Source organism: Vibrio sp. Y58_MX_L22 (assembly GCF_024181865.1).
GTDB lineage: Bacteria > Pseudomonadota > Gammaproteobacteria > Enterobacterales > Vibrionaceae > Vibrio > Vibrio alginolyticus.
On record NZ_JAMZAN010000005.1, the window covers coordinates 138,535 to 164,462 of the forward strand.

Below are 25,928 nucleotides of genomic sequence, written 5' to 3' on the forward strand. Positions count from 1 at the left end.
TGTTAATTAATCAGCTAAAAATTAATCTGCCGTTCTGTTGTGATTAAGTTCGCAATCTCTATCAATAGTTCGTCAAAATCCGCTTGTTATCTGAAAAATGGCCTTTTTTATCGACAGTTTTCTTCCGTTTGTCGTCCTTTTTTTATTGTATGAATGAAGTTTTTTGGTTGCTCGAACTTACCTAATTAAGGCCAGTTAAATGGATAAGATCGTACGTTTTGAAGACCAACAATAGATAGCGATGTATAACCGAATGTTCGTTATTGGAAATATGTTAATGGGGTAGGAAGAGGCGGTCTCTTTTATCTCTAGGAAGGGAATACTCGAATAACAAAAAAGCCCAGCATGCACGCTGGGCTAGTTTTTTTGATAAATATTAGCTGGTCAATAGTCGCTGTAGTTTATCTCGTTGTGCTTCTATGTATGCTCTCTCGGGGCTCTGTTCTTTGCAGTGTTCGAGAATGAACTCTATCGAGCTTAGCACCGTTCTCCAACGTGGTGTTTTGGGTAATGTTTCTATACGCATGTATTTATCTAAAGTGCGTGTTTGCAAAGTACTACGGTCTAGATAAACGCGCCACAAGCCACTTTGCTCTGCAAATGCGAACTTACTTTCACCCGTTACAGATTCCCAATACTCTAAAGCATGTGTCATTGCGTCTACTAGAACTTCTCGCATAAGTTCTTGCTTGTCTTTTTTATTACCGAGCGCTTTGTCTGCAAGGCGCGTAAATTCTCCGCCAAGCTCTTTTAGCTTTTGCAATTGGTCTTTGTCACCATCAAATGCATAACTTGAAAGCACTTCTACGGCGGTTTCTAGATTATGTATGCGAGCGGCACTGACTCCACCGCCGACATTAAAGATGTACATGATATCTAACCCTGAACCTTCAGGGAGCTTAAGAATGTCTGCTTCGATGTTCTGACGAATATCTTCAATATAGATATCAATCTTGCCACAGTAATGAGGTTGTTTGACGGTCAGATATTTAGGGGCAATCAGCTCATCAGCAGATGAGCGCTTTAGCTGTTCTAAGCTGCGCTTGAATAGCTTACAAGCAGCTTCGTTAGCAAAGCGAATACGCTTGTCTTCACGTAGACAGATGATAGCTTCAGGAGCCGATTCTAGCTGTTCCAACAAACGACCTTGAGTCTCAAGTAAGCTTGCTTCAACGACTGCACGCTGTCTAAGTTCAGACTCTAGCACTTTGTTTTCCATATGGCGCATTTCTGCTTTACTTGCCGTTAAATGCGCTTGGATACGTGCCGCCAACTCTTGTTTATTAAATGGTTTCGATAAATAGTCGTTGGCTCCTGCCTCAAAACCTCTTACACGATCTTCTGTTTGACTGAGTGCGGTGAGCATAATGATTGGCAACTCGGCATGATCATAGGTTTCACGTAGTTCACTACAAACTTGGTAGCCGCTCATGCCTGGCATCATGATATCCAATAACAGAAGTTCCGGCTTCTCTTGCTCGACGAGCGCTAACGTTTCTGGCCCATCGGAGACGGTACGCACACGATAGCCCTCTAAACGTAAAAAGCTTTCAAGCACGCGTAAGTTTACTGGCTCATCGTCAGCTACATACAGTAACGGGCCGTCTGGATTCTCTGGAAGTGATAAGTCTTCACCGTTCTCTACATTAACTTCAGGAATTTGGAAGTGCCCGTGCGCAGCTAGAGTCTGGGTTGCTAGGATTTCTTCTTTACTGGCGAGCGGTAAAGTGAAACTGAAGGTAGTTCCGACCATTGGTTGGCTACTGACGTATAACGAACCTCCCATTAATTCGATCAATTGGCGGCTAATGGAGAGCCCAAGTCCTGCACCTTGACGATAACGGCTCGCGTCTTGCCCTGCTTGGATGAGTGGTTCAAAAATATGTTCAAGTTGTTCTGCGGGAATTCCTTGTCCAGTATCCACGACTTGTACGCGTACATGATCATCTACCACATTAGCGGAGATAACAATTTTACCTTCTGAGGTGTATTTAATCGCATTGCCAATCAGGTTATATAGCACTTGTTCAAGGCGTTGCGGGTCAGCTGACACTGCTTTTAAATCCGCAGGGACTTGGTTGATGATGCGGATGGTTTTACTTCCAAGTAAATGACTAGAAAGCTCTAAAACCAATCGTGTTGCACTGCCCAAACTCACTGCTGATTTCTGGATATCCATGCTTCCATAACGCATTTTATGATAATCCAACAAGTCATCGACTAGATTAGCGAGACGCTGACCACTTTTAATGATGATATCAAGCTGATATTTCTGGCTAGCGGGGATCGCACCATTGGCGCCGGACGCTAAGGTTTCAGCAATCCCGACCATGCCGTGTAACGGTGTACGAAGTTCATGAGAAGTCGTGGCTAAGAATTCATCTTTTAATTTATCGGCCAATTGCAGTTCTTCATTCTGTTTTTGAATGATCTGTATGTTGCTTTCTAGTTCTTCATTTTGCTTCTTAATGGTTTGAATCTTCTCTCGAATAGAGCGTTGCATTCGTTCAAAGCTTAACGCAAGCCGACCAATTTCATCTTTACGAACCGTATTAAAAGACGTGTCATCAAGATCCCCTGCAGAGACCTTTTCGGCAACCCAAGTCAATTTCAGCAACGGAGAAGTGATAAAGTTTGATAAATAGTGAGAAGCGATCACCACAAGGATAATGGCGATCAACATAGCGATAACGAATAGTTTTTCGAGTTGATGGATACGAGCGAAAGCTTCGTTTTCTGGTAACTGTACTACGAGCGCCCAAATCACACCACGAGTTTCAATCGGTGCATAAGCCGCGATGATTTCTTCACCTAAGCCGTTCGTGTAAGTGCCGACACCAAACGCACCAGAGAGTGCTTTATCGATCACTTCTAAACTGTTCTTAATGTCGTCTTGTTTCGTGTTAATTGTGCGAGGTTGGTGATCATTTCCAACCAGCAGGGTGTTAATGGATGACTCTCGATTAGCGTCTGCGGCTAACTTAGTGATGCCATTATTTGGCAAGCGGAACATGGCATAGCTGTGTAGATAACCTTGCTGAACAATTGGTGCACCTAGCCAAGCGACTGATTTACCCCCTTCCAGCTCGAAGTCAGACACAATCACAGGAGTGTAGTCTTCGTTTACTTTTCGACGTTCAGTCACATCATCGGCGAGACGCTTGAAAGTTTTGCCAAGTGCCGAGTCTTTGTAGGGGCCTGATAACAAGTTCGTTCCGTAGTTATCGTCTTTGTTGATCGAGTAGGTGACGTTACCATTGATGTCGACCAGCAAAATGTCATTAAAATCAGAGCGCTTGAGGAGCTCCAAGTAGGCCCAATGATAGCGTTTATGTAAAAGTCGGTAACGTTCACTTCCTACATAGTTGGATGACTCGGGTAACGTTGAGGTTTTGATTTGGTCTCCGCTGCCCTCGATGTAGCGCTGTTGGGCGTTTTTACGAGACTCTTCAATATCATTGCCTAAACGACTAAAAGCATTGACGAGACCGTAGAATCGGCCACCACTGGCGTAAGCCAACTCTGAGCGCACAAAGCCCATGACTTCGGTTTCTCGTGCCTCAAAGTAGTCGATGATTTGCTGCTGTTTTGTATCTCGAACAGACAGTAAGTGCGAGGTGCTTTGTTCTTGCAGATCTTTACTGTGGGACTGCAAGAAAAAGATCGCAGTAATGGTAAGAGGTGTGATACTGAGCACCAGAAATGCGGTCATCAGTGTACTCTGAAGGCGCTTAAATTTCTGTTTTTTGTAGAATTTAAACATGGATAAGATTACAACTCATAATGGGCAGTTCTAAAACATAATTCGCTGCCGAGGTTCTCGTTAAAAACGGATAAGATGTTCAACTAGATAGAATTAACAAAATTAACGAGTTTTTTTTCTTTGACAAGAAAGTTAGTTGTAAAGCGTGCAGGGTGACGCAGTTTTTCTTATGAGTGTTGAATTTATGAGAAAAAATCGCGCAGGTTTGTGCCTGCGCGGAGGGAAGTCATGATTTTTTCGCGTAGTAGATAGAAAATTTATTGGTCTTATTTAGCGTCTCGCAATTATTAAACGCCCGCTCGATAATTGGTGGGTATTTTAAGAAGCTATTCGCGACAATCACCATTTCGCCGTCTTTGGTTAGGTATTGTGGCGCCTGACCCAACAAGGTTTCCGCTGCGTTGTAATTTGTGTCTAGACCACTGTGGAATGGCGGGTTGCTGACGATAAAGCGGTAGTCTTTTTCGGTATCCGAGTATATATCTGATGCAAATACGCGTCCGGATAAACCATTCGCTTCTAATGTGGCTTGGCTAGAAGTGATCGCATAAGCATTAATGTCACACATCTCAATCGCGATCTCTGGATTCGCTTTCGCCATAAACGCACCGAGTACACCTGCACCACAACCAAAGTCGAGCACTTTGCCCGACAGCTTAGGTAAGGTTTCAAGCAGCAATCGGCTACCTAAGTCGAACTCGCCATGGCTGAATACGCCAGGTAGGCTCTTAACCGCTAGCGACTGCTCACCGAGTGTAACAGTGTAAGACTTAAACCAATCTGCTTGGTTGAAAGGTTTTGGCTCATTGAGGCAATTACCCCAGTAAAATGAGCAGCGACGAGCAGAGTCGTACTTGTTCACAGGGCCGTATTCTTGGAACATCTTCTCGATGCTCTTGATGCCGGCGCGGTTTTCACCAACGATGACGATTTCAGTGTTAATGCCCAGTTTCGCCATCAACATCGCCAGCAAGTATTCTGCTTCAGCTTTTGCTTTTGGCCAGTATAAAAGGACCATGTCTGCTTTTGTTTCAACATCAAACACAGAGCCAAAATGACTTTTCACTTTGTCAGAGGTTTGAATTTGGCGGTAGTAGCTATAGTTGGAAGTAAACACTTCAACAGACTCACAATGAGCCACTAACTCAAGAGGAAATAGGTCTTCAACTTCACCAGCGACTAAAACGTGTTTTCCGTTGAAGTATTCAAGTTGGCGCTGAGCTATTTGGCTAGGAGCGATATAAGCAGACATAAATTTGGTTCATCAGAAATAATTTGGGGCAGATTTTCGCACAATCTGCCCCAAGCTTGAAGTGATTAAGCGGTGACTAGCTGTTGTCTTGTTGGTTAAGGAAGTCTTTGAATTCTTCCTCGTAGATATTAAACAGTACCATGGTCACGGCAAAAATAAGTGGGCCGTAGATAAGACCAATCAAACCAAACAGATGCAGACCACCCAGTAATGAGAAGAAAATCATAAGGGTATTCATGCCGGCGCTGCCTTGCATTAGCAACGGGCGCAATAGGTTATCTATAGAGCCAACGACAACTACACTCCACACCGTCAAAAAGATAGCCCAAGTCATATCGCCTGTTAAGAACAAGTACGCTGCTGCAGGAATCCAGATTAGCGCGGTTCCTACCACTGGAATGAATGATGCAAAGCCCATCATCGTTCCCCAAAATAGCCCAGGGAAGCCGGCGAGCCACATACCGATGCCGCCAGCCAAACCTTGAGCAATAGCCGTCATGAATGAGCCCATTACGGCTGATTTAGAAACTTGCTCTATCTCTGTCAATATTCGGTCTTCTTGGCTACGTGAAAGTGGCAGAATATGACGAATCGCAGAGATAATTTTGTCGTGGTCACGAAGCAGAAAAAACAACACAAACAGCATTAGGAAGAAGTTCATTAGGAAGTTGGTTGCGTCTCCTAAAATCTTTGCGCTAATAGCAACTAAGTTAGAGCCAAACGATGTGGCAAATTGCCCAATTTTCTCAGCGATGGCTTTGGGCTCGATTTTATCAAAAGGTAAGTACTCATTAACAATCGCTAAGCCTTTGATAACGAAAGGATGTTGGAATATATCTTGGATACCACCATTGGTAACCCAATTATATGTATTTTGTGAGAAAACAGAGCCTTGCTGAACAATGGCGGCAAACACAAATAAAAGCGGGATAACAATAATAAACGTCAAGACGACACATGACAGCAGTGCCGCCATATTGGGGTGCTTGGGAATTTTCTGCTCAAACCATTCGTGTATCGGAAACATGAGCAAAGAAATGATAAAAGCCATCACAATGGAATTGATATATGGCTCAACCAATAAGTAGCAAGCAAAAGCAGCGGCGAGTAAAGCAACCATTAGTACTCGGTGACTCGACGTTATTTTTACATTATTTGGCATGGTATTAGTCCAACTTACAGGTGACGTTTACGGTTTATGCCTTCAATGATGGCGTGTAACCTTTATTACTTTGCACTCTTAACTCTTTCAAGCTTATGACAATGCCGAATTAGAGCAGGGCGATGTACCTTGCTATAATGACTACAAATCAGTCGGTTATCAATCAAGAGATGAGCTATGGGTTGTTGCAACGGTGATAAAAAGTGTCAAACCGAGAAAAAAGCTAAGCGAATACCGTGGTTTGGCATTGTCGTTGGGGTATTAGCGATATTGGTTATTTTGAATTGGCAATAAAAAAGGACCGTTACGGTCCTTTTCTAAATGCGTTATCGCCGTTTTTAGCGATTATTTCGCTTCTTCTGCAAGAACAGCAAAACAGCGGTCAGCCGCTTCTAATGTGGCATCAATCTCTTTTGAACCATGAGCGAGTGAAGTAAAGCTCGCTTCAAACGCAGATGGCGCAAGGTAGACACCGTGTTTTAGCATTAAGTGGAAGAAACGCTTGAAGCGTTCTACATCGCACTTCGTTACGTCTTCGTAGCAAGTTACTTTTTCCTGGTCAGTGAAGAAGAAGCCGAACATACCGCCCACTTGGTTAACAACTAGCGGAATACCGTGTTTTTCTGCTAGAGACTTAAAGCCTTCAGCAAGTTGTTTCGTTTTAGAAGCTAGGCGCTTTTCGTTGCCTTCTTCTTTTAGAAGGTTCAAACATGCGTAGCCTGCTGCCATTGCGACAGGGTTACCGGAAAGGGTACCAGCTTGGTAAACTGGGCCTGTAGGTGCAACGTATTGCATCACTTCTTTACGGCCACCGAAAGCACCTACTGGCATACCGCCACCAATCACTTTACCCAGTGTCGTTAGGTCGGGTTTGATGTTGTAGTGTGCTTGCGCGCCGCCTAGAGCAACACGGAAGCCTGTCATTACTTCATCAAAAATTAGTAGCGCGCCTTCTTGATCACAGATTTCACGTAGCCCTTCGTGGAAGCCTTCCACTGGTGGAATACAGTTCATGTTGCCTGCTACTGGCTCAACGATGATACAAGCAATTTCGCCTTTGTTAGCAGCAAATAGCTCGCGTACAGAATCTAGGTCGTTGAATGTTGCTGTTAGCGTGTGCTTAGCAAAATCTGCAGGAACGCCAGGAGAGCTTGGTTGGCCTAGAGTTAGTGCTCCAGAACCTGCTTTTACTAGCAAGCTGTCAGCGTGGCCGTGGTAACAACCTTCAAATTTCATGATCTTGTCGCGACCGGTGAAGCCACGTGCAAGGCGAATCGCGCTCATAGTAGCTTCAGTACCAGAACTTACCATGCGGATTTGCTCCATTGATGGAACAAGCTCAGAAACTAATTCTGCCATCGCGATTTCAAGCTCTGTTGGCGCACCGAAGCTAAGACCGCGTTGCGCTGCATCAATTACTGCTTCGCGGATAACCGCGTGGTTGTGGCCAAGAATCATTGGACCCCAAGAGCCAACGTAATCAATATACGCTTTACCATCGGCATCAAAAATCAGTGGACCGTCTGCTCGTTCGATAAATAGCGGAGAGCCGCCAACGCCGTTGAATGCACGAACTGGTGAATTGACACCGCCAGGGATGGTTTGCTGAGCTTTTTGATACAGCTCTGATGATTTGGTCATGGGGTTATCCTCTTTTGATTGCTCGGACCAAGTGGAGCGCATTGTACCTAGCTATAATCAAGTTAGAAACGTTTTGCTTAATTTATGTGTTGTTTCGCAGTGTAATCTTATATATCCGCATCTGTTATAAAGAATCGGCGGCGAATACTTGAACGAGTTTGTCAGGTATTGGATAATCGTCTCAATTAGCACAAATTTGACGTCTTGCTTCAGGCTTGACGCATTACACGAGTGAGAGAGGTCTTCGTGAGCGAAGTAAACGTACCATTATCTTTTTCTGACGCAGCAGCATCTCGCGTTAAGGCATTGATTGCTGAAGAAGAAAACCCAGCATTGAAACTGCGCGTATACATTACTGGCGGCGGCTGCAGCGGCTTCCAATACGGCTTTACTTTTGATGAAAATGTAAACGAAGGCGATACGACAATCGTAAACAGTGGTGTAACACTGGTTGTAGACCCTATGAGTCTGCAATATCTCGTAGGCGGTATTGTTGACTACACAGAAGGGTTGGAAGGAGCGCGCTTCTTCGTAAATAACCCCAATGCAACGACAACATGTGGTTGTGGTGCATCGTTCAGTGTGTAATTAACACCTAACAGGCAGCTAATGGCTGCCTGTGCTTTATGTAGAAGGATGTCACGTAAAGCGCACGCTCGCAGATATGCAGAGAAATAATAAAAAGGACTTTATATGTCTGGACTTTCTTTTGGACGCCGAATTGTCGAGCGCCCTTGGCTAGTATCTCTTATCCTCGTCTTACTTCTTGTTGCATGGCTAACCATCGGCCAACTCAAAGCACAAGATGATCATCCTAACTCTTCAACATCCACGAACACGACACCACTTGCAAAGGTGATGTTTGATACTTTTCTTGCCGAACCTACCAGTAAAACCATTGAATTGTATGGACGAACAGCGCCCAATCGTCAAGCGCGTCTTGGCGCCGAAGTTGCCGGTAAAATAGTCAGTCTTAACATAAAGAAAGGCCAAGCGGTCAAACAGGGACAAGTGATCGCAAACATCGATAAGCGCGACCTTGGCATTCAACTTAAACGGGCCCAGGCGATGCTGTTGGTTAAAGAGAAAGAGTTTAATGCAGCTAAATCGCTAAAAAGTCGTGGACTGCAAGGTGAGGTTGCATTTGCGACAGCGCAAGCAGCGTTGGTAGATGCACGTGCGAATTTGAGTAACGTGCAAACGGCTTTAAGAAATACTGAGGTTAAAGCGCCATTTGATGGCATCGTAGATCACCACTTTGTTGAGTTAGGTGATTTTGTCGGGATTGGCGATCCTATTGCGACGGTCATTGATTTGGATACTTTAGTGATTGAAGCCGATGTCAGTGAACGGCATATACAATACCTTAAGGAAGGCCTAGAAGCCGACGTAAGAACCATTAACCAACAGCATCATCAAGGTCGTGTGCGCTACATTGGACGTGTTTCTTCTGCTTCTACTAATACATTTCCAATTGAAATCGAAATTGATAATCAAGACGCAAGAATTCCTGCCGGTATGAGCGCAGAAGTACAGCTGCCTTTGAGTGAAGTGTTGGCAGTAAAGATTACGGCTGCCATGTTAGCACTAGATGAAGAAGGTAACTTAGGTGTCAAGACACTGCGTAATGAGTATGTTGAGTTTGTTCCAATTCAACTCGTTAAGGCCGAGGATGATGGTGTGTGGCTCTCTGGGTTAGGAGAGCGTGCAGACATTATCGTGCTGGGACAAGGTTTTGTGCGAGATGGTGATCAAGTACTGGCCAATAAAGTTGATGACGTAGTTGTTGAAGCGGCTAGTGAGCAGTAAGGAGCACTTATGTACACTCTGATTGATGCTGCGTTATCCCGCGCTCGCACCATGCTGACATTACTGGTGATGATCTTAATTGCCGGTGTCATTACTTACGTCACTATCCCCAAGGAATCGAGCCCAGATATTACCATTCCTATTATCTACGTTTCTGTTGGGCATCAAGGCATTTCTCCCGTCGATGCCGAACGTTTATTAGTTCGGCCAATAGAGCAAGAGTTGCGCTCTATTGAAGGCGTAAAAGAGATGACCTCTGTGGCATCAGAAGGTCATGCTTCGGTGACGCTGGAATTTAGTGTTGGAGTGGATCTTGATAAAGCGATGGCAGATGTGCGTGATGCGGTTGATCTTGCAAAGCCAAAATTACCAGAGGACAGTGATGAGCCAACGGTAAATGAAGTCACGTTTGCATCTGAAGAGCCTGTTTTGACTGTTGTTCTATATGGCACCGTACCAGAGCGGACCATTGTACAGATTGCCAGAACGCTACGTGATCGTTTGGAGAGTTTCCGTCAGGTTCTTGAAGTTGAAATCGCAGGGGATCGCGAAGACATCGTGGAAATAGTTGTCGATCCGCTATTGATGGAAAGCTACGGTCTCGATCAAGCGGATATCTATAATTTAATTGCCTTGAATAACCGAGTTGTGGCTGCGGGGTTTGTCGATACTGGGTATGGACGCTTTTCGGTAAAAGTCCCATCGGTTTTTGATTCACTGAAAGATGTGCTTGAACTACCGATCAAGGTGAATGGCAAAGAGGTGATCACTTTTGGCGATGTGGCGACAGTACGGCGTGCATTTCGCGATCCTGAAAGTTTTGCTCGTTTAGATGGCGAATCTGCCATCGTTTTGGACGTAAAAAAACGGGCAGGGGAAAACATCATTGAAACGGTTGAGCTGGTAAAAGAAGTACTGGCTCAGGGACAGAAGCGCGCCGAGTGGCCCGACAATTTGCAAGTTAAATACACTTGGGATCAATCCGACGATGTCAAATTGATGCTCAGTGATCTACAAAACAATATCTTATCCGCAATTATCCTCGTAGTTATCGTCATTATTGCCATATTGGGGGTTAGGACCGCGCTTCTCGTGGGGATTTCTATTCCAGGATCGTTCTTGACTGGGTTGTTGGTGTTATCGGTATTTGGGCTGACGGTCAATATCGTCGTACTGTTTGCTTTAATTATGGCAGTAGGCATGTTGGTGGATGGTGCCATTGTGGTGACAGAGTTTGCAGATCGGCGCATGCAAGAAGGAACGCCACGTAAAGAAGCCTATCGAGATGCAGCAAAGCGAATGGCCTGGCCTATTACCGCATCCACAGCAACCACATTGGCTGCGTTTGCTCCGTTACTTTTCTGGCCAGACATCACTGGTGAGTTCATGAAGTACTTACCACTTACTTTAATTGCTACTTTGGCCGCTTCGCTGATGATGGCTTTATTGTTCGTTCCTGTCATCGGTGGGATCATTGGCAAGCCTCAAGTCGTCAATCAGAAAGCTCAGCGAGAAATGGTGGAGCTGCATAACGGCAACTTTGAAAAAGCGACAGGCATTACCAAGCTTTATTTCCAGACTCTGTCTGTAGCGATTCGTCATCCATGGAAAGTCTTACTCAGCGCGATACTGCTAGCGGCAGGTGTCGGCTTCACTTACAACAAAGCTGGCTTGGGTGCAGAGTTTTTCCCTGAAGTGGACCCTGCCTTTTTTACCGTTAAAGTTCGTTCTTATGGTGACTTGTCTATTCACGAAAAAGATGTTGTTATGCGCGAAATCGAGAAGGTGATGCTCGGTCATGACGAGTTTGAAAGTGTCTACACGCGCACAGGATCGAGCGATAATGGGGACGAGATTGGCCAGATTCAAATAACGCCTGTGGATTGGCAGTATCGACGCAAAGTGAAAACCATTATTGAGGAACTAAAAGAGACGACAGACCGCTTTTATGGTGTTGAACTTGAGTATAAATTCCCGGACGCAGGACCGCCTGTCGAGCATGATCTCGTGATTGAAGTGTCATCACGAAATTTGAGTGTTAGTGCGTTAGATGAAGCAGCCAAAAAAGTACGACATTGGGCTGATGGTAATCCTGCACTGACCAACTTGAGTGATACCACTAATAAGGAAGGGATTGATTGGCAAATTGATATCCAGCGAGATGACGCCTCTCGCTTTGCAGCGGATGCTACTTTAGTCGGGAATACCGTCCAGTTTGTTACGAACGGCTTGAAAATAGGCGATTATTTGCCCGATGATGCGGATGAAGAAGTCGATATTTTGGTGCGCTATCCGCAAGATAAGCGCGACATAGGTCGATTTGATCAACTGAGAGTGAAAACGGCAGCTGGTCTGGTACCGATTACGAATTTTGCTCAAATCAAACCAGATCATAAGCAAGACACTATTCGTCGGGTCGACGGTCATCGAGTTATCAATATTAAAGCGGATATGGTGGAAGGTTACAATTTGGCGCTTGAGTTACCTAAGATTGCCGCTGGAATGGAACAGCTCGACTTACCGGAAGGCATTGAATATAAGATTCGGGGTCAAAATGAAGAGCAGGAAAACTCATCAGCATTCTTGCAAAATGCTTTTATTGTCGCGCTTGGTGTGATGGCTTTGATTTTAATTACGCAGTTTAATAGCTTTTATCAAGCTTTCTTAATCCTTAGTGCAGTGCTGTTTTCTACCGTTGGTGTCTTCGCCGGGTTACTTATTTTCCAAAAGCCATTTGGCATCATTATGTCGGGAATTGGAGTGATTGCGTTGGCTGGTATCGTGGTAAACAACAATATTGTTTTAATCGATACTTATAATCAGATGCGTAAACGTGGCTTAGAAAAATCTGAGGCTATTTTGCGTACGGGTGTGCAGCGTTTAAGACCCGTTTTACTTACGACGGTGACCACCATATTAGGCTTATTGCCAATGGTGTTAGAAATGAACATCGACTTAGTTAATCAGAAAGTGGAGTTTGGCGCACCAAGCACTCAATGGTGGTCTCAGCTTGCGACCGCTGTCGCGGGTGGTTTGGCGTTTGCGACTTTGCTAACGTTAGTTCTGACACCGTGTTTGCTTATGCTCGGGAGAGAGCATCACTCCGAACAGTAAGCTTTATCGTGATGATATCGACAAAACAAAAAGGGCAGCTTCGCTGCCCTTTTCAATACCTGGCTTACTTCATTGCTAGCAGTTTGCTGTAGCGTTCAAGCTTGTCCATGCTAATTTTCGCGTTTGCCATGAAAGTTTGTCTCGCTTTGCCTGTCAGGGATTTAGATTGTGGCAAATTCACCGTGCGCGGGTTTTTATGGACACCATTCACAAGGAACTCATAGTGCAGGTGAGGGCCGGTTACACGGCCAGTTCCGCCAAGCGTACCAATGGTTTGGCCTTGCTTAACGCGTTGACCAGCTCGTACAGTACGTTTGGTTAAGTGCAGGTACTTGGTAATGTAAGTATTGCTATGTTTAATGAAAACGTAGTTACCATTAAATTTGTTGTAAGACGATTTTTGAACAACGCCATCACCAGCCGCCCAAATCGGGGTGCCCACTGGTGCCGCATAGTCCGTGCCTCTATGAGGGCGAACGCGTCCCGTTACTGGATGTAAGCGGCGTGGGTTGAAATTAGATGAAACTCGACGGAAATCCAACGGCGCGCGTAAGAATGCTTTTTTCATTGCACGCCCATTTTCGTCGTAATACTTGCCACTTTTCTGATCCAATATTGCGGTAAAGGTATCGCCTTGGTTTTTAAAGATCGCAGCAATGATTTTTCCACGGCCGATTACTTCACCTTCTACCACTTCCTCTTGGTAAAGTACTCGGAAGCTGTCGTTTTTACGAATATCTAAAGCAAAGTCGATGTCCCAACCAAATATGCCAGCCAGTTCCATGATTTGGTTACCATTTAATCCAGAAGATATTCCTGCATTCCAAAAGTTTGATTTGATGGTGGCTTCTGCGTAGTTGTACTGGAAGTCGACTTCTTTCTTATCAACTTCAGAAACGTACTTGCCGTCTTTTAATGTGATACGAAAAGTCTCGAACGCGCTTAGTGTTCTTCTTAGCTGCACCAAGTCGTTATTTTCGTCAAAACCAAATTGCAATCGGTCACCAGGTCGAAGCCGAGTTAACTGTTTTTCCACTTCTTTGTCTGATGAGACCAGTTCATGTAATAGACGAGCAGAAAGTCCTACGCGACTAAATAAGATGGCAGCACTCTCGCCATTTTTTACTTTGTATGTTTCCCAGCGCAGCACGGCGGGAACCGCAGGCGATGAACTATTTAGTGCACTGAGTTCGAGGGAAACTGGCACAGGATAATGTTGACCAACTTTTAATCGGCTCTGCTGCGGGTCTAGGTCTTGCGGATCAGGTAAAAAGAAGAGCGCGAAGATAATCAACGCACTAAAAAAACCGATCAATACTTTGTGCAAGAGTGGAAGTCGGACAAAAATCGAATGCATGAGGTACTTGATTGCTAAATTAAACGGAAAAAGTGACAACTACCTAGTCTAACGTGTTTCAAAATGCATCGCTATTCAAGTAATATGTTCAGCTATTATATTTTTGCCAAATCTGTGGGAGTGAACAAGAATGGCGAGCATTGAAGCTGCACTAGCCGAGATTAAGCGCGGTGTTGAAGAGCTGATTCCAGAAGAAGAGCTAATCGCAAAACTAAAAGAAGACCGTCCTCTACGTATTAAATTGGGCGCTGATCCAACAGCACCTGACATTCACCTAGGCCATACGGTTATTTTCAATAAGCTTCGCTTGTTCCAAGAACTAGGTCATGAAGTGACGTTCCTAATCGGTGACTTCACTGCAATGGTTGGTGACCCAACAGGTAAAAACACAACTCGTCCACCGCTAAGTCGCGAAGACGTATTGCGTAACGCTGAAACGTACAAAGAGCAAGTGTTCAAAATTCTCGATCCTGCAAAGACTAAAATTCAGTTTAACTCTGAGTGGCTGTCTGAACTAGGCGCAGAAGGTATGATTCGCCTTGCGGCAAACCAAACCGTTGCTCGTATGCTAGAGCGTGACGACTTTAAAAAGCGTTACGCGGGTGGTCAGCCAATTGCTATTCATGAGTTCATGTACCCACTTCTACAAGGCTGGGACTCAGTAGCAATGGAAACGGATGTTGAATTAGGTGGTACAGACCAGAAGTTCAACCTTCTAATGGGTCGTGAACTGCAAAAGTCTCACGGTCAAAAACCTCAGGTTGTACTGATGATGCCGCTTCTAGTGGGCCTTGATGGCGAGAAGAAGATGTCTAAGTCAGCAAACAACTACATCGGTATCAGCGAAGCGCCAAGCGAAATGTTTGGTAAAATCATGTCTATTTCTGATGACCTAATGTGGAGCTACTACGAGCTGCTCTCTTTCCGTCCTCTGGAAGAGATTGCTCAATTCAAAGCTGATGTAGAAGCGGGCAAAAACCCTCGTGACATCAAAGTATTGCTAGCAAAAGAAATTATTGCTCGTTTCCACAGTGAAGCCGATGCCGATGCAGCAGAGCAAGAATTCGTAAACCGTTTTGCGAAGAACCAAATTCCTGATGAGATGCCAGAGTTTGACTTTGACGCAGGTCGCCCAGTGAGTAATCTGTTGAAAGAAGCAGGCTTATGTCCATCATCGTCAGATGCGATGCGCATGGTTAAGCAGGGCGCTGTGAAGATTGATGGTGAAAAAATTGCGGACAGCAAATTTGCTCCAGAAGCGGGTACTTACGTGTTCCAAGTCGGCAAACGTAAATTTGCTCGTATTACTATTCAGTAATTCATAATGACTGCAAATGAAAGCGTCCGAAGGGCGCTTTTTTTGTATGAAAATTTAGCAAAAACGGCAAAGTAAAACTTCCATACCTGATGAACTTTGCTACTATACTTGCGCTGCCAATAATGGCAGCGCTATCGGAGATTTACATGAACAATACCGACCATCCTCCCAGTCGTTGGGTGAGTAAGATTAAGGGAGCGAAATAACCCGCTTCGGTATTGGCGATCTCCGCCTTACCTAAGTGGTGAGGCATCTTTTCTAATTTTCTTCTCGTTATTTCCTTCATACATTCTGAATAGACAGTGCATTCGCATTGGTTTTCTCTGTGCATCTTAATTGTTGTCTGACTTTTAGCGTGCAAGAGTGGCTTTTCATGCTTTGTCGATGGTCGTTACCAATGCCAATCGGGAGATTCGCCATGACGGTAATGAACAACACTTTTATTGAAACAACACCAAACTTTTCTGAAGTAGAAATTGGTGCAGCTCGCAATGCATTCTTGCAGTACGAGCAAGAGCAACAAGTCCATTTGCTTACGGTTATGCCGATTGATGAGGCTGTAGGTATTTTACAGCATTGCTCTGTCGGCTATGTGAATAGTCTTATTGCTCAACTTGAGCAAGCAGGTCATGACAAACGCGCACGTCATTATGCTCACCAACTGGGTCTGCATATGTCTGAAGTTGATACACCCGATGGTTATTTATCAACTAGTGTTTTGGGGCATGTAAAACAGCGTATTGGATGGATCATTGCGCTGGCTCTTTTAGGGATAGTGTCAGGCTTGATCATCGCTCAGTATGAGGACACCCTTAGTCAGCTTGTTTTACTTGCAGTGTACATGCCAGTGATTGCAGCTGCTGGTGGTAACACAGGAACACAAGCAGCAACTTTGGTGATTCGTGCTCTTGCTACTGGAGAGTTAAAAAAACGCCAATGGTTAGAAGTTTTGTGGAAAGAGAGCCGAGTCGCTCTATTTATTGCGCTAGCGATCGCTATCGTGATGATTGGACGCATTATGTTATTTAGTGCAGGACAATCAACAGGAGGCTTTGAACTGACCGATATCGCACTGGCAATAGCAGTTGCGCTGTTCATTCAAGTCACCATTTCTACAACATTGGGCGGGCTGTTGCCAATTATTGCACGAGCTTGCAAGTTGGACCCAGCCGTATTGGTGAGTCCAGTTCTTGCGTCTATCGTCGATATTTCAGGAATGTGGATTTACTTTAACGTGGTGAACTATTTCTTAGGTATTACCTGACTAAAGTTCACAATGTCATTGTAAAAAAGCTGCTCAAAATGTGTAATCGGGGCGATGACAGGTGTGTTGTCGTCCCGTTTTTCTGGGAAGTAGTCTGAAACAAACTGAACAAAAATGGTGTTAGGTTGACCATTTTTATCCAAGCCATATCCAGCCATATTGTAAGTCCCGTAGATAGAGCCACTTTTCGCGATCAGCTGTCCTTTAATTGGAAGTTTTCGCATACTTTGTCGGTACTTTAATGTGCCGGATTCACCTGATTTCGGCATGATGGCAATCAATTTGAGTTCGTTTTCATGCTTCCAAATATAGCGCAGCATTTCAGCCATCTTGGTCGCGGAGAACCGGTTATTTCGCGAAAGTCCTGAGCCGTCTTCTAGGCGCGCATTACGAATATCAATACCAGTGTTGGCGAAAATGATCTGCTTGATCGCTTCTGTACCGTTAGTAAAACTGCCTGGCTGAACGAAAAATTTAGCACCAAGTGTTTTGGTTAATGTGTCGGCAATCAAGTTGTCAGAGTTTTTGAGCATATCTTCAAGAATGTCTGGTAAGGCCTTTGATTGATGCATTGCGATGAGCTTTCGCTGCTTTTCTGGCGCTGTACCGACCCTAATCTTTCCTGATACCCCAATGTTGAGCTCCTTGAGCAAAGTCGCCAACCTTTGACTGGTGTAACGCTCAGGGTCTTGAACCGCAAATTTCAGTGGCAATGGTTTGTCTCTTTCAACCAAGCACCCTGTTAGCTTGTAGTTGTTATCGGGATTTGCAACTAAACCTAAGTCACAATGACGACTTTTCTTAATGGTTTTAGAAACTGTTTCTACGGTACTTGTGACACGAATAGGTTGATGCTCTGGTACGTAGACCCGCGTTCCACCATCTTTTTGTGTATAGATAGAGGCTTGTACACAGTTGTTATTGAGTGTGATGGTCGATGCCGGAGCGCTGTAGCAAACTCCCAAGATATCCCACGGCCAGCCCACCGCACGGTTATAACCAGTGAATGCGCTGTTATCGAGCCATAGGTCACCGTTAATCCGTTTTAAGCCATTTTTCTTAGCTAGAGTGAGGATTGATTTTAAGTCGTTGGTTTGGAGTGTTGGGTCGCCGACAAAGTAAATCACTGCATCTGAGTTCGATGTTTCCAGCTTGGTTCGAAACCGGAAGTTATCACCCAGTTCTAACTTCGCGGCTAATGCGGTGACGATTTTTAATGTACTCGCTGGTGGGAACAGTTGTTCGGTAGGATGAACACCGTCAAGCTCAGCATTTTCACTGAGTTTTTCCGCAACTAAACTGATGCGGGCGCCTTCAGGCAACACCTCTTGATGAGGGTACGCTTGTGAAAAAGCAGAAAGTAATGAAGAGAATATGAGCAAGGGCCAACGTAAACGCATAATGATACTTTCTAAGGTGAGTTATGTGATTGAGTATACGCAAGTCCTTTCAATATGCTAGGTAACTAAAGAAATGCTTCAAATGTCTTCATGAATGAGACACGAGAGAAAGGCGCGCTGCTTAAAATGAAGTATAAAAAATGCCCGCTTAAAGCGGGCATTCGATATTCTAGTCAAAGACCGGAATTAGAAGTCGTAACGTAGACCTAGAGCTAGCTCGTCTTCAGCATCGATCTTAGTTGCAACTGTTTTGCTAGTGTCAGTTGAACCAAACTTGTCACCTGCATCAATCAGGTTGAAGTTGTAAGAAATGTAACCACGGAAGTTAGGCTTGAAGTAGTAAGAAGCATCAACAGCGAAGTTGTTTGCAGAAGTTTCGTTGTTAGTTTCTGCATTGTTGTATGATGTTGTAAATACTGTTTGGCCTAGAGTGTAAGCACCCGCTAGCTCGTAACCAGTGTAATCAACTGTGTTACTGTTGTTTGAATCTTCCATTTTCTCGCCGTCAGTGAATACACCAGCGAAGTAAAGATCAGACATTGTGTAAGATGCAGCTAGCATGTACTCGTTAGCTTTGTCTTGATCTGCGTAACCAGCACCTAGCTCAAGACCAGTGTCAGCTAGAGCGTAGATTGCAGATAGAGAGTAACCGTCTTGTTTGTTGTCGTAGTACTCACCAGTGTTTTTGTTTTCCATACGATCAGCGAAGCGGTAGCTTGCTTTTACGCTTAGGTTTTCAAACTGGCCTTTGTAAGCCATCATGTTGTCTGTACGGTCTGATACAGCTAGTTTGTCTGCTGCAGAGTTACCGTGGTAAGCCATGATATCTGTGAAGTCAGTGATAACGCCTAGTGCACCTTCAGTTTTACCGTATGCGAACTCACCGTAAGCACCGCCAAGACCAGCGTAAGCAAGACGAGTTTCTAGATCGCTCTTGTCGTCGCCGTCTACAGTACCGTTTTGAGCAGTCTCAAATTCACCTTCCCAGAAACCAACACCGTATAGGTTGTCATTGATTTCTTGTTTACCAAGGAAGTTTAGACGGATGCGAGATTTGTCTTGAGCGTCGCCATCTTTCATAGATAGACGTGCTTCAGCACGGCCGCCCATTTCTAGAGAAGTACCGTCTTGGTTGTAAAGTTCAGCTGCGTTTACGCCAGTTGCCATAGCTGCTGCAGATACAGAAAGAGCAATTAGAGTCTTTTTCATCTTATTTGTCCTAGTTAGCTGTCCATAATCATTGTTGTATGGGGGAGAGGTGATCTCTCACAAGTTGTTGGTCCAAAATTGGCTAATTGAGCGATATAGTTCGCACTTGTAAGCCATTGATCTAACAACTCGCTGGACATGTTTTACTGCTAAAGTTTCCGTATGAGTTAGTAAAATGATATAAATCCCACTGATGAACACTGTTCAATTGTGCGTTGTTTTTATTTAAATTACTGTTTTTGATTGAAATTATTGGCAATGACATTGGCCTGACATTGATTAGTTTTTATCTTTTTTGAGGTTTTTGGTGTAATGAACAGTGTTGTTTTTCAATAAATTGAGAAGGTGATTCGCCCTAGAACCGCTCTAAAAGTGAGTTATATCATTATGCCGAAAAGGCATAGTCTTGCTGTCTTTCGAATTAAGATGATTTCGTCCGGGAGTTTGTTTACACTAAACGAAATACATCTTTAAGCGCACTACCCAGTCCTATGACAGGGTGGGCTTTTTTTGTCCAAAGACCCATTTGGGCTTGAGGTTATAAAATGGAAAAAGTTCCAATGACACTACGTGGCGAGCAAAAGCTACGTGCAGAACTCGATCGTCTACTTAAACTACGTCCTCAGATCTCAGAGGCAATTGCTGAAGCTCGTGAGCTAGGTGATTTAAAAGAGAATGCTGAATATCACGCCGCTCGTGAAGAGCAGGGCATTTGTGAAGCACAAATCCGTGACATTGAATACAAACTGTCAGTTGCTCAAGTTATTGATGTAACGAAGATGGAGAACACGGGTAAAGTTATTTTTGGTTCAACCGTAACCTTGATTGATATCGACACCGAAGAAGAAAAAACGTACCAAATCGTTGGTGATGACGAAGCCGATATCAAAGCAGGTCGCATTTCAGTGAGCTCACCTATTGCTCGTGGCCTGATTGGCAAGATGGAAGGCGATGAAGTTGCTATTCAAACTCCGGGTGGCGCGAAAGACTTCGAAATTGACCGAGTAGAATATATCTAGGTCGTTTGGAGTAGCATTACTGCCCTGATAAAACGCAAAAAGGTCGCCTCAGGCGACCTTTTTTCTTCAGCAACGTAAGTAGAGTTACTTACGAGGGATTTCGATTTTACGCTCTTCAGACTGGCGGTATAGCACTAGCACTTTACCAATAGTCTGAACTTTTTCAGCGCCCGTCTCACGTACGATAGCGTCGATGATTAGCTGTTTTGTTTCACGATCTTCCGAAGCAACTTTTACTTTGATAAGTTCGTGATGGTTAAGAGCGATTTCAATTTCTGCTAGCACGGCTTCTGTAAGTCCATTTGCGCCCATTAGCACAACAGGTTTTAAACTGTGAGCTAGGCCTTTAAGGTGCTGCTTTTGTTTGGTGCTTAGGTTCATTACGCGGCCAATTTTCTTTAAAATAAGGGTTGAAAAAAGCTATTTTAACGCCATCTATTGCTGAAGACTATAATTTATTGAGTAATAGGTAACGCCTATTAAAACAATAGCTCCAATTTGTGCCTTGTTGGGATTAAAATGAGTAAACAAAAACATTCGGCTAGTTCTGGTCGTTGGTTGAAAGAACACTTTGATGATAAATACGCGAATGAAGCCCGAAAAAAAGGCTACCGCTCACGTGCTTATTTCAAGATCGATGAGATTCAAACGAAAGATAAATTGTTAAAGCCTGGAATGACAGTCGTCGACTTGGGGGCTGCGCCGGGCGGATGGTCTCAATATGCTGCTAAGATAGTAGGGGACAGTGGTCAGATCATCGCGTGTGACTTGCTTCCTATGGACCCGATTGCTGGCGTTAGCTTTTTACAAGGCGACTTTCGTGATGATGCAGTATTGGAAGCTTTGCTAGAAAGGATCCAACCTTCCATGGTAGACGTAGTAATGTCTGATATGGCGCCTAACATCGCGGGAAACAATTCTGTTGATCAACCTCGCGCTATGTATTTAGTTGAATTAGCTTTAGATATGTGTCGACAAGTTCTAGCGCCTAATGGTAGCTTTGTCGTAAAGGTTTTCCAAGGGGAAGGCTTCGATCAGTATGTGAAAGAAGTCCGAGACATGTTTAAAGCCGTAAAAATTAGAAAACCAGACTCATCGCGAGCTCGCTCTCGAGAGGTCTTCGTCGTAGCCACTGGTTACAAAGGTTAACCATTTTGCTCTCTTGAGAGCGTGTTAACACTATAGCTACAGTTAATGAACTGTAGTACCCTACCTTTAATTACAATTAGTTATCGAGAGGCTTACACCTTGAGTGACATGGCAAAAAATTTAATTCTGTGGCTTGTTATCGCCGTCGTATTGATGTCGGTATTCCAGAGCTTTGGCCCTGGAGAAAGCAATGGCAGAACCGTGGATTACACCACGTTTGTACAGGAAGTTGGCCAAGGCCAGATTCAAGAAGCAACTTTTAAAGACGGTGAAATTAGCTTTGTTCGTCGTGGCGGCGGTGCCAAAATGGTCACTTACATGCCAGTGTATGACCAAAAGCTTCTAGATGACCTAATTAACCAAAACGTGAAAGTACAAGGCACGCCTCCAGAAGAGCAAAGCTTGCTGGGTACTATCTTCATCTCTTGGTTCCCAATGATCTTACTAATTGGTGTATGGATTTTCTTCATGCGTCAAATGCAAGGCGGCGGTGGTAAAGGCGCCATGTCTTTTGGTAAGAGCAAAGCTCGAATGATGAGCGAAGAACAAATCAAGACAACTTTTGCTGACGTTGCAGGTTGTGACGAAGCAAAAGAAGACGTGAAAGAGCTGGTGGACTACCTACGCGATCCAAGCCGCTTCCAAAAGCTGGGCGGTAAGATTCCAACGGGTGTTCTAATGGTTGGTCCTCCTGGTACGGGTAAAACGCTTCTAGCGAAAGCCATTGCCGGTGAGGCGAAAGTACCATTCTTTACTATCTCTGGTTCTGATTTCGTAGAAATGTTCGTTGGTGTTGGTGCATCTCGTGTGCGTGACATGTTTGAACAAGCAAAGAAAGCCGCACCTTGTATTATCTTTATCGATGAGATCGATGCGGTAGGTCGTCAACGTGGCGCAGGTGTTGGTGGTGGTCATGATGAACGTGAACAAACACTAAACCAAATGCTCGTTGAGATGGATGGTTTCGAAGGTAACGAAGGTATTATCGTTATCGCTGCGACTAACCGTCCGGATGTGCTGGACCCTGCGTTACTGCGTCCTGGTCGTTTTGACCGCCAAGTGGTAGTTGGTCTTCCAGATGTACGTGGCCGTGAACAGATCCTAAAAGTTCACATGCGTAAGGTCCCTCTAGCGGGTGATGTAGAGCCTTCTCTCATCGCACGTGGTACTCCAGGCTTCTCTGGTGCTGACCTAGCAAACTTAGTTAACGAAGCAGCCCTGTTTGCTGCGCGCGGTAACAAGCGCAACGTTTCTATGGTTGAGTTTGAACTGGCGAAAGACAAAATCATGATGGGTGCTGAGCGCCGTTCAATGGTGATGTCTGAGGAAGTGAAAGAGTCAACCGCATACCACGAAGCGGGTCACGCGATTGTTGGTCGCTTGGTTCCTGAACACGATCCAGTGTACAAAGTGTCTATCATTCCACGTGGTCGTGCGTTGGGTGTAACAATGTACCTTCCAGAGCAGGACCGCGTGAGTATGTCTCGCCAACACCTAGAATCAATGATTTCTAGCTTGTATGGTGGTCGTTTAGCAGAAGAACTTATCTACGGTGCTGACAAAGTATCAACCGGTGCTTCTAATGATATCGAGCGCGCAACAGATATTGCTCGTAAGATGGTTACTCAATGGGGTTTCTCTGAAAAGCTTGGCCCTCTGCTGTATGCAGAAGATGAAGGCGAAGTGTTCTTAGGACGTAGTGTAACTCAGACTAAACATGTGTCTGACGATACAGCGAAGTTGATTGATGACGAAGTTCGTCAGATCATTGACCGCAACTACGATCGTGCGAAGAAGATTCTTCAAGAGAACATGGATATCATGCATGCGATGAAAGATGCGCTGATGAAGTATGAAACCATTGATGCTCGCCAGATTGATGACTTAATGGAGCGCAAAGCTGAAATTCGTGAGCCTGCGGGCTGGAGTGATAACTCAGCAAGCAAACCAGAAGACAGCGACAAGCCTCAAGCAAAGCAAGAAGTTAAAGAAGAAGCAACGGAGACTGCGAAAGATGCAGAACAGCCTAGCTCTTCTGAAACCACTTCTAACGAAGCGCCTGAAAAGAAAGACTCTGAATAAAGAGTATCGATAATATTAAACCCCGAGTTATCTCGGGGTTTTTGTGTTTATGATGATGATTACAGCAAATAACAAATCTTTGGACCTTTCGCGTCCACATGTCATGGCCATTCTAAATGTGACACCGGATTCCTTTTCGGATGGCGGTAAATACAACTCAATTGAACTTGCTCTTGCTCAAGTTGATAAAATGATAAAGGCTGGTGTAAGTATTGTTGATGTTGGTGGTGAATCAACAAGACCTGGTGCACCGGATGTGTCTTTGGAAGAAGAGCTTAGGCGTGTTGTCCCAGTAATCAAAGCCATTCGTGAAAAATATGATGTATGGATTTCCGTTGACACCAGTAAAGCAGAAGTGATGCGTCAAGCAATTGATGCTGGGGCTGATTTGATCAATGACATCCGCTCGCTGCAAGAGCCAGGTGCTCTGGAAGTCGCAGCAGAAGCAAACCTTCCAATTTGTCTGATGCATATGAAAGGTCAGCCTAGGACCATGCAAGTTGACCCTCATTATGATGATTTAATGGGGGACGTGTCGGCTTTTCTAGAAGAACGTATCGCGGCGTGTGAAGCAGCAGGGATTGATAAATCTCAACTGATTCTCGATCCTGGGTTTGGCTTTGGCAAAACAATCGAACACAATTATCATATGCTTGCTCATCTTGAAAAGTTTCATGAATTCGGCCTGCCTATTTTGGCTGGCATGTCTCGTAAATCCATGATCTTCAAACTGTTAGACAAGCCAGCGGCAGAGTGTACGAACGCAAGTGTCGTTTGTGCTACGATTGCCGCGATGAAAGGCGCGCAGATCATTCGCGTGCATGACTTTGAAGAGACAATCGAAGCGATGAAAGTTGTTGAGATGACGAAAAACAATATTTAAAAATAATAAAGGAAAGTTTATGTCGAATGAAAGACGTTACTTTGGTACTGACGGTGTGCGCGGTAAAGTAGGACAATACCCAATCACTCCAGACTTCGTACTTAAGCTTGGCTGGGCTGCTGGTCGTGTACTAGCGAAACAAGGCACAAAGAAAGTTATCATAGGTAAAGATACACGTATTTCAGGTTATATGCTTGAATCTGCACTAGAGGCTGGCCTTGCAGCTGCGGGACTTAAAGCAACATTTACTGGTCCCATGCCAACTCCAGCTGTGGCCTATTTAACTCAGACTTTCCGTGCCGAGGCTGGTATTGTGATTTCTGCATCACATAACCCATATTACGACAACGGCATTAAGTTCTTTTCTTCTGAGGGTACTAAGCTACCTGACGATATCGAATTGGCGATCGAAGCTGAGTTAGATAAAGAAATTGAATGTGTGGAGTCTGCTGAGCTTGGTAAAGCAACCCGCCTAAATGATGCAGCTGGTCGTTACATCGAATTCTGTAAGAGTACTTTCCCATCTGAGTTGAGCCTTGCGAACTTTAAGATCGTAGTTGACTGTGCGCACGGTGCAACGTACCACATCGCTCCAAATGTCTTCAAAGAACTTGGGGCAGAAGTTATCGCTATGGGCGTAGAGCCTAACGGCATCAACATTAATGAAAAAGTGGGCGCAACAGACGTACGAGCACTTCAACAGCGTGTTGTTGAAGAGCAAGCGCATCTTGGTCTCGCGTTTGATGGTGATGGTGACCGTATCATTATGGTCGATCACTTGGGTAACAAAGTTGATGGTGACCAAATTGCTTATATCATCGCTCGTGATGCACTTCGTCGTGGTGAGCTAAAGGGTGGTGTTGTTGGTACACTAATGACTAACTTGGGTATGGAAAATGGTTTAAAGCAGCTAGGCATTCCGTTTGTACGTGCTGCTGTTGGTGACCGTTATGTCATGGAGCAACTGCTAGAAAAAGGTTGGAAAATTGGTGCTGAAAACTCAGGCCATGTGATCTTATTAGATAAAGTCACAACCGGCGATGCGATCGTTGCTGCACTTCAAGTACTTGCTTCTGTAATTGGCAGCGATATGTCTTTGTATGAGCTATCGCAAGGAATGACACTATATCCTCAGGTTTTAGAAAATGTCCGTTTTTCAGGAGAAAGTAACCCTCTTGAAGCTACAGCTGTATTAAACGCTGTCTCTGAAGTAGAGGCGACACTTGGTGATAAAGGGCGTGTACTGCTGCGCAAGTCTGGCACTGAGCCTTTGATCCGCGTTATGGTGGAAGGCGAAGATGGTGAACTAGTTCAACACTCAGCATTGAAAATCGCTGAGGCTGTTAAAGCAAGTTGTTAATCATTGCGTTAAAGCATGTCTTGAATGAAAAGGGCATCTTTTGCCCTTTTTTTGAGCGCTTAACGCATTGGCATTGATTTTTTACTAATTTTCCCTTGTCAGCGTTACTGGCTTTCGCTAGTATTGCTCCGCCTCCCGTTAGGAGG

Annotated in this window: 18 protein-coding genes; 10 read left to right on the forward strand and 8 right to left on the reverse strand. The window is 44.6% G+C overall.

What is annotated here, in order from left to right:
* Positions 1 to 376: 376 nt before the first annotated feature.
* The 4 genes from NL626_RS13355 to hemL form a co-directional block, all read right to left on the reverse strand.
* Positions 377 to 3,763, reverse strand: coding sequence for a response regulator (locus NL626_RS13355; RefSeq protein ID WP_253657438.1), 3,387 nt, complete (start codon positions 3,761 to 3,763; stop codon positions 377 to 379).
* A 226-nt stretch (positions 3,764 to 3,989) separates the two neighbouring features.
* A complete protein-coding gene (rsmC, locus tag NL626_RS13360; RefSeq protein WP_213969869.1) occupies positions 3,990 to 5,015 on the reverse strand; it encodes a 16S rRNA (guanine(1207)-N(2))-methyltransferase RsmC in 1,026 nt (341 codons plus the stop codon).
* Positions 5,016 to 5,091: 76 nt separating this feature from the next.
* On the reverse strand, positions 5,092 to 6,177 hold the full coding sequence (locus tag NL626_RS13365) for an AI-2E family transporter (protein WP_005386541.1): 1,086 nt from the start codon (positions 6,175 to 6,177) through the stop codon (positions 5,092 to 5,094).
* Positions 6,178 to 6,522: 345 nt separating this feature from the next.
* Complete coding sequence (gene hemL / locus NL626_RS13370) at positions 6,523 to 7,818, reverse strand: glutamate-1-semialdehyde 2,1-aminomutase (protein ID WP_005380032.1); 1,296 nt, start codon at positions 7,816 to 7,818, stop codon at positions 6,523 to 6,525.
* A 246-nt stretch (positions 7,819 to 8,064) separates the two neighbouring features.
* Between hemL and erpA the strand changes: the two genes are divergently transcribed.
* From erpA to vmeK, 3 genes are all read left to right on the forward strand, one after another.
* The gene (erpA, locus tag NL626_RS13375; RefSeq protein WP_005380031.1) at positions 8,065 to 8,406 is read left to right on the forward strand and encodes an iron-sulfur cluster insertion protein ErpA; all 342 of its coding nucleotides are present in this window, start codon (positions 8,065 to 8,067) and stop codon (positions 8,404 to 8,406) included.
* Between the two features lie 105 nt (positions 8,407 to 8,511).
* Complete coding sequence (locus NL626_RS13380) at positions 8,512 to 9,627, forward strand: efflux RND transporter periplasmic adaptor subunit (protein ID WP_005386537.1); 1,116 nt, start codon at positions 8,512 to 8,514, stop codon at positions 9,625 to 9,627.
* A gap of 9 nt (positions 9,628 to 9,636) precedes the next feature.
* Positions 9,637 to 12,741 (forward strand): multidrug efflux RND transporter permease subunit VmeK, encoded by a 3,105-nt coding sequence (gene vmeK / locus NL626_RS13385; RefSeq protein ID WP_253657439.1) that lies wholly within the window; start codon positions 9,637 to 9,639, stop codon positions 12,739 to 12,741.
* 64 nt (positions 12,742 to 12,805) lie between these two features.
* On the opposite strand, the gene NL626_RS13390 is transcribed toward vmeK, so the two are convergent.
* Positions 12,806 to 14,098 carry a peptidoglycan DD-metalloendopeptidase family protein gene (locus tag NL626_RS13390; protein WP_005386530.1) on the reverse strand — a complete coding sequence of 431 codons (1,293 nt, stop codon included), beginning with the start codon at positions 14,096 to 14,098 and terminating at the stop codon, positions 12,806 to 12,808.
* 130 nt (positions 14,099 to 14,228) lie between these two features.
* Here NL626_RS13390 and tyrS point away from each other — a divergent pair, with 130 nt between their 5' ends.
* Positions 14,229 to 15,416, forward strand: a complete 1,188-nt coding sequence (gene tyrS, locus NL626_RS13395) for a tyrosine--tRNA ligase (protein WP_017820416.1) — start codon at positions 14,229 to 14,231, stop codon at positions 15,414 to 15,416.
* A 418-nt stretch (positions 15,417 to 15,834) separates the two neighbouring features.
* Positions 15,835 to 16,680 (forward strand): magnesium transporter, encoded by an 846-nt coding sequence (locus tag NL626_RS13400; RefSeq protein WP_047102637.1) that lies wholly within the window; start codon positions 15,835 to 15,837, stop codon positions 16,678 to 16,680.
* Here the strand turns inward: NL626_RS13400 and dacB are convergent.
* Complete coding sequence (gene dacB / locus NL626_RS13405) at positions 16,659 to 18,080, reverse strand: serine-type D-Ala-D-Ala carboxypeptidase (protein WP_047102636.1); 1,422 nt, start codon at positions 18,078 to 18,080, stop codon at positions 16,659 to 16,661. The two genes, NL626_RS13400 and dacB, sit on opposite strands and share 22 nt — an antisense overlap.
* A gap of 186 nt (positions 18,081 to 18,266) precedes the next feature.
* On the reverse strand, positions 18,267 to 19,289 hold the full coding sequence (locus NL626_RS13410) for a porin (protein WP_005380064.1): 1,023 nt from the start codon (positions 19,287 to 19,289) through the stop codon (positions 18,267 to 18,269).
* A gap of 545 nt (positions 19,290 to 19,834) precedes the next feature.
* Here NL626_RS13410 and greA point away from each other — a divergent pair.
* Positions 19,835 to 20,308: a transcription elongation factor GreA gene (greA, locus tag NL626_RS13415; RefSeq protein WP_005380065.1), complete on the forward strand. Its 474-nt coding sequence runs from the start codon at positions 19,835 to 19,837 to the stop codon at positions 20,306 to 20,308.
* 84 nt (positions 20,309 to 20,392) lie between these two features.
* On the opposite strand, the gene yhbY is transcribed toward greA, so the two are convergent.
* Entirely contained in the window at positions 20,393 to 20,689 is a 297-nt protein-coding gene (gene yhbY, locus NL626_RS13420) for a ribosome assembly RNA-binding protein YhbY (protein ID WP_005380066.1), read from the reverse strand.
* A 138-nt stretch (positions 20,690 to 20,827) separates the two neighbouring features.
* Between yhbY and rlmE the strand changes: the two genes are divergently transcribed.
* From rlmE to glmM, 4 genes are all read left to right on the forward strand, one after another.
* Complete coding sequence (gene rlmE, locus NL626_RS13425; RefSeq protein ID WP_005388985.1) at positions 20,828 to 21,457, forward strand: 23S rRNA (uridine(2552)-2'-O)-methyltransferase RlmE; 630 nt, start codon at positions 20,828 to 20,830, stop codon at positions 21,455 to 21,457.
* 108 nt (positions 21,458 to 21,565) lie between these two features.
* Positions 21,566 to 23,539 (forward strand): ATP-dependent zinc metalloprotease FtsH, encoded by a 1,974-nt coding sequence (ftsH, locus tag NL626_RS13430; RefSeq protein WP_017635895.1) that lies wholly within the window; start codon positions 21,566 to 21,568, stop codon positions 23,537 to 23,539.
* 52 nt (positions 23,540 to 23,591) lie between these two features.
* Positions 23,592 to 24,422, forward strand: coding sequence for a dihydropteroate synthase (gene folP / locus NL626_RS13435; RefSeq protein ID WP_017820419.1), 831 nt, complete (start codon positions 23,592 to 23,594; stop codon positions 24,420 to 24,422).
* Between the two features lie 19 nt (positions 24,423 to 24,441).
* The gene (gene glmM, locus NL626_RS13440; protein ID WP_005380076.1) at positions 24,442 to 25,782 is read left to right on the forward strand and encodes a phosphoglucosamine mutase; all 1,341 of its coding nucleotides are present in this window, start codon (positions 24,442 to 24,444) and stop codon (positions 25,780 to 25,782) included.
* The last annotated feature ends 146 nt before the right edge of the window (positions 25,783 to 25,928 follow it).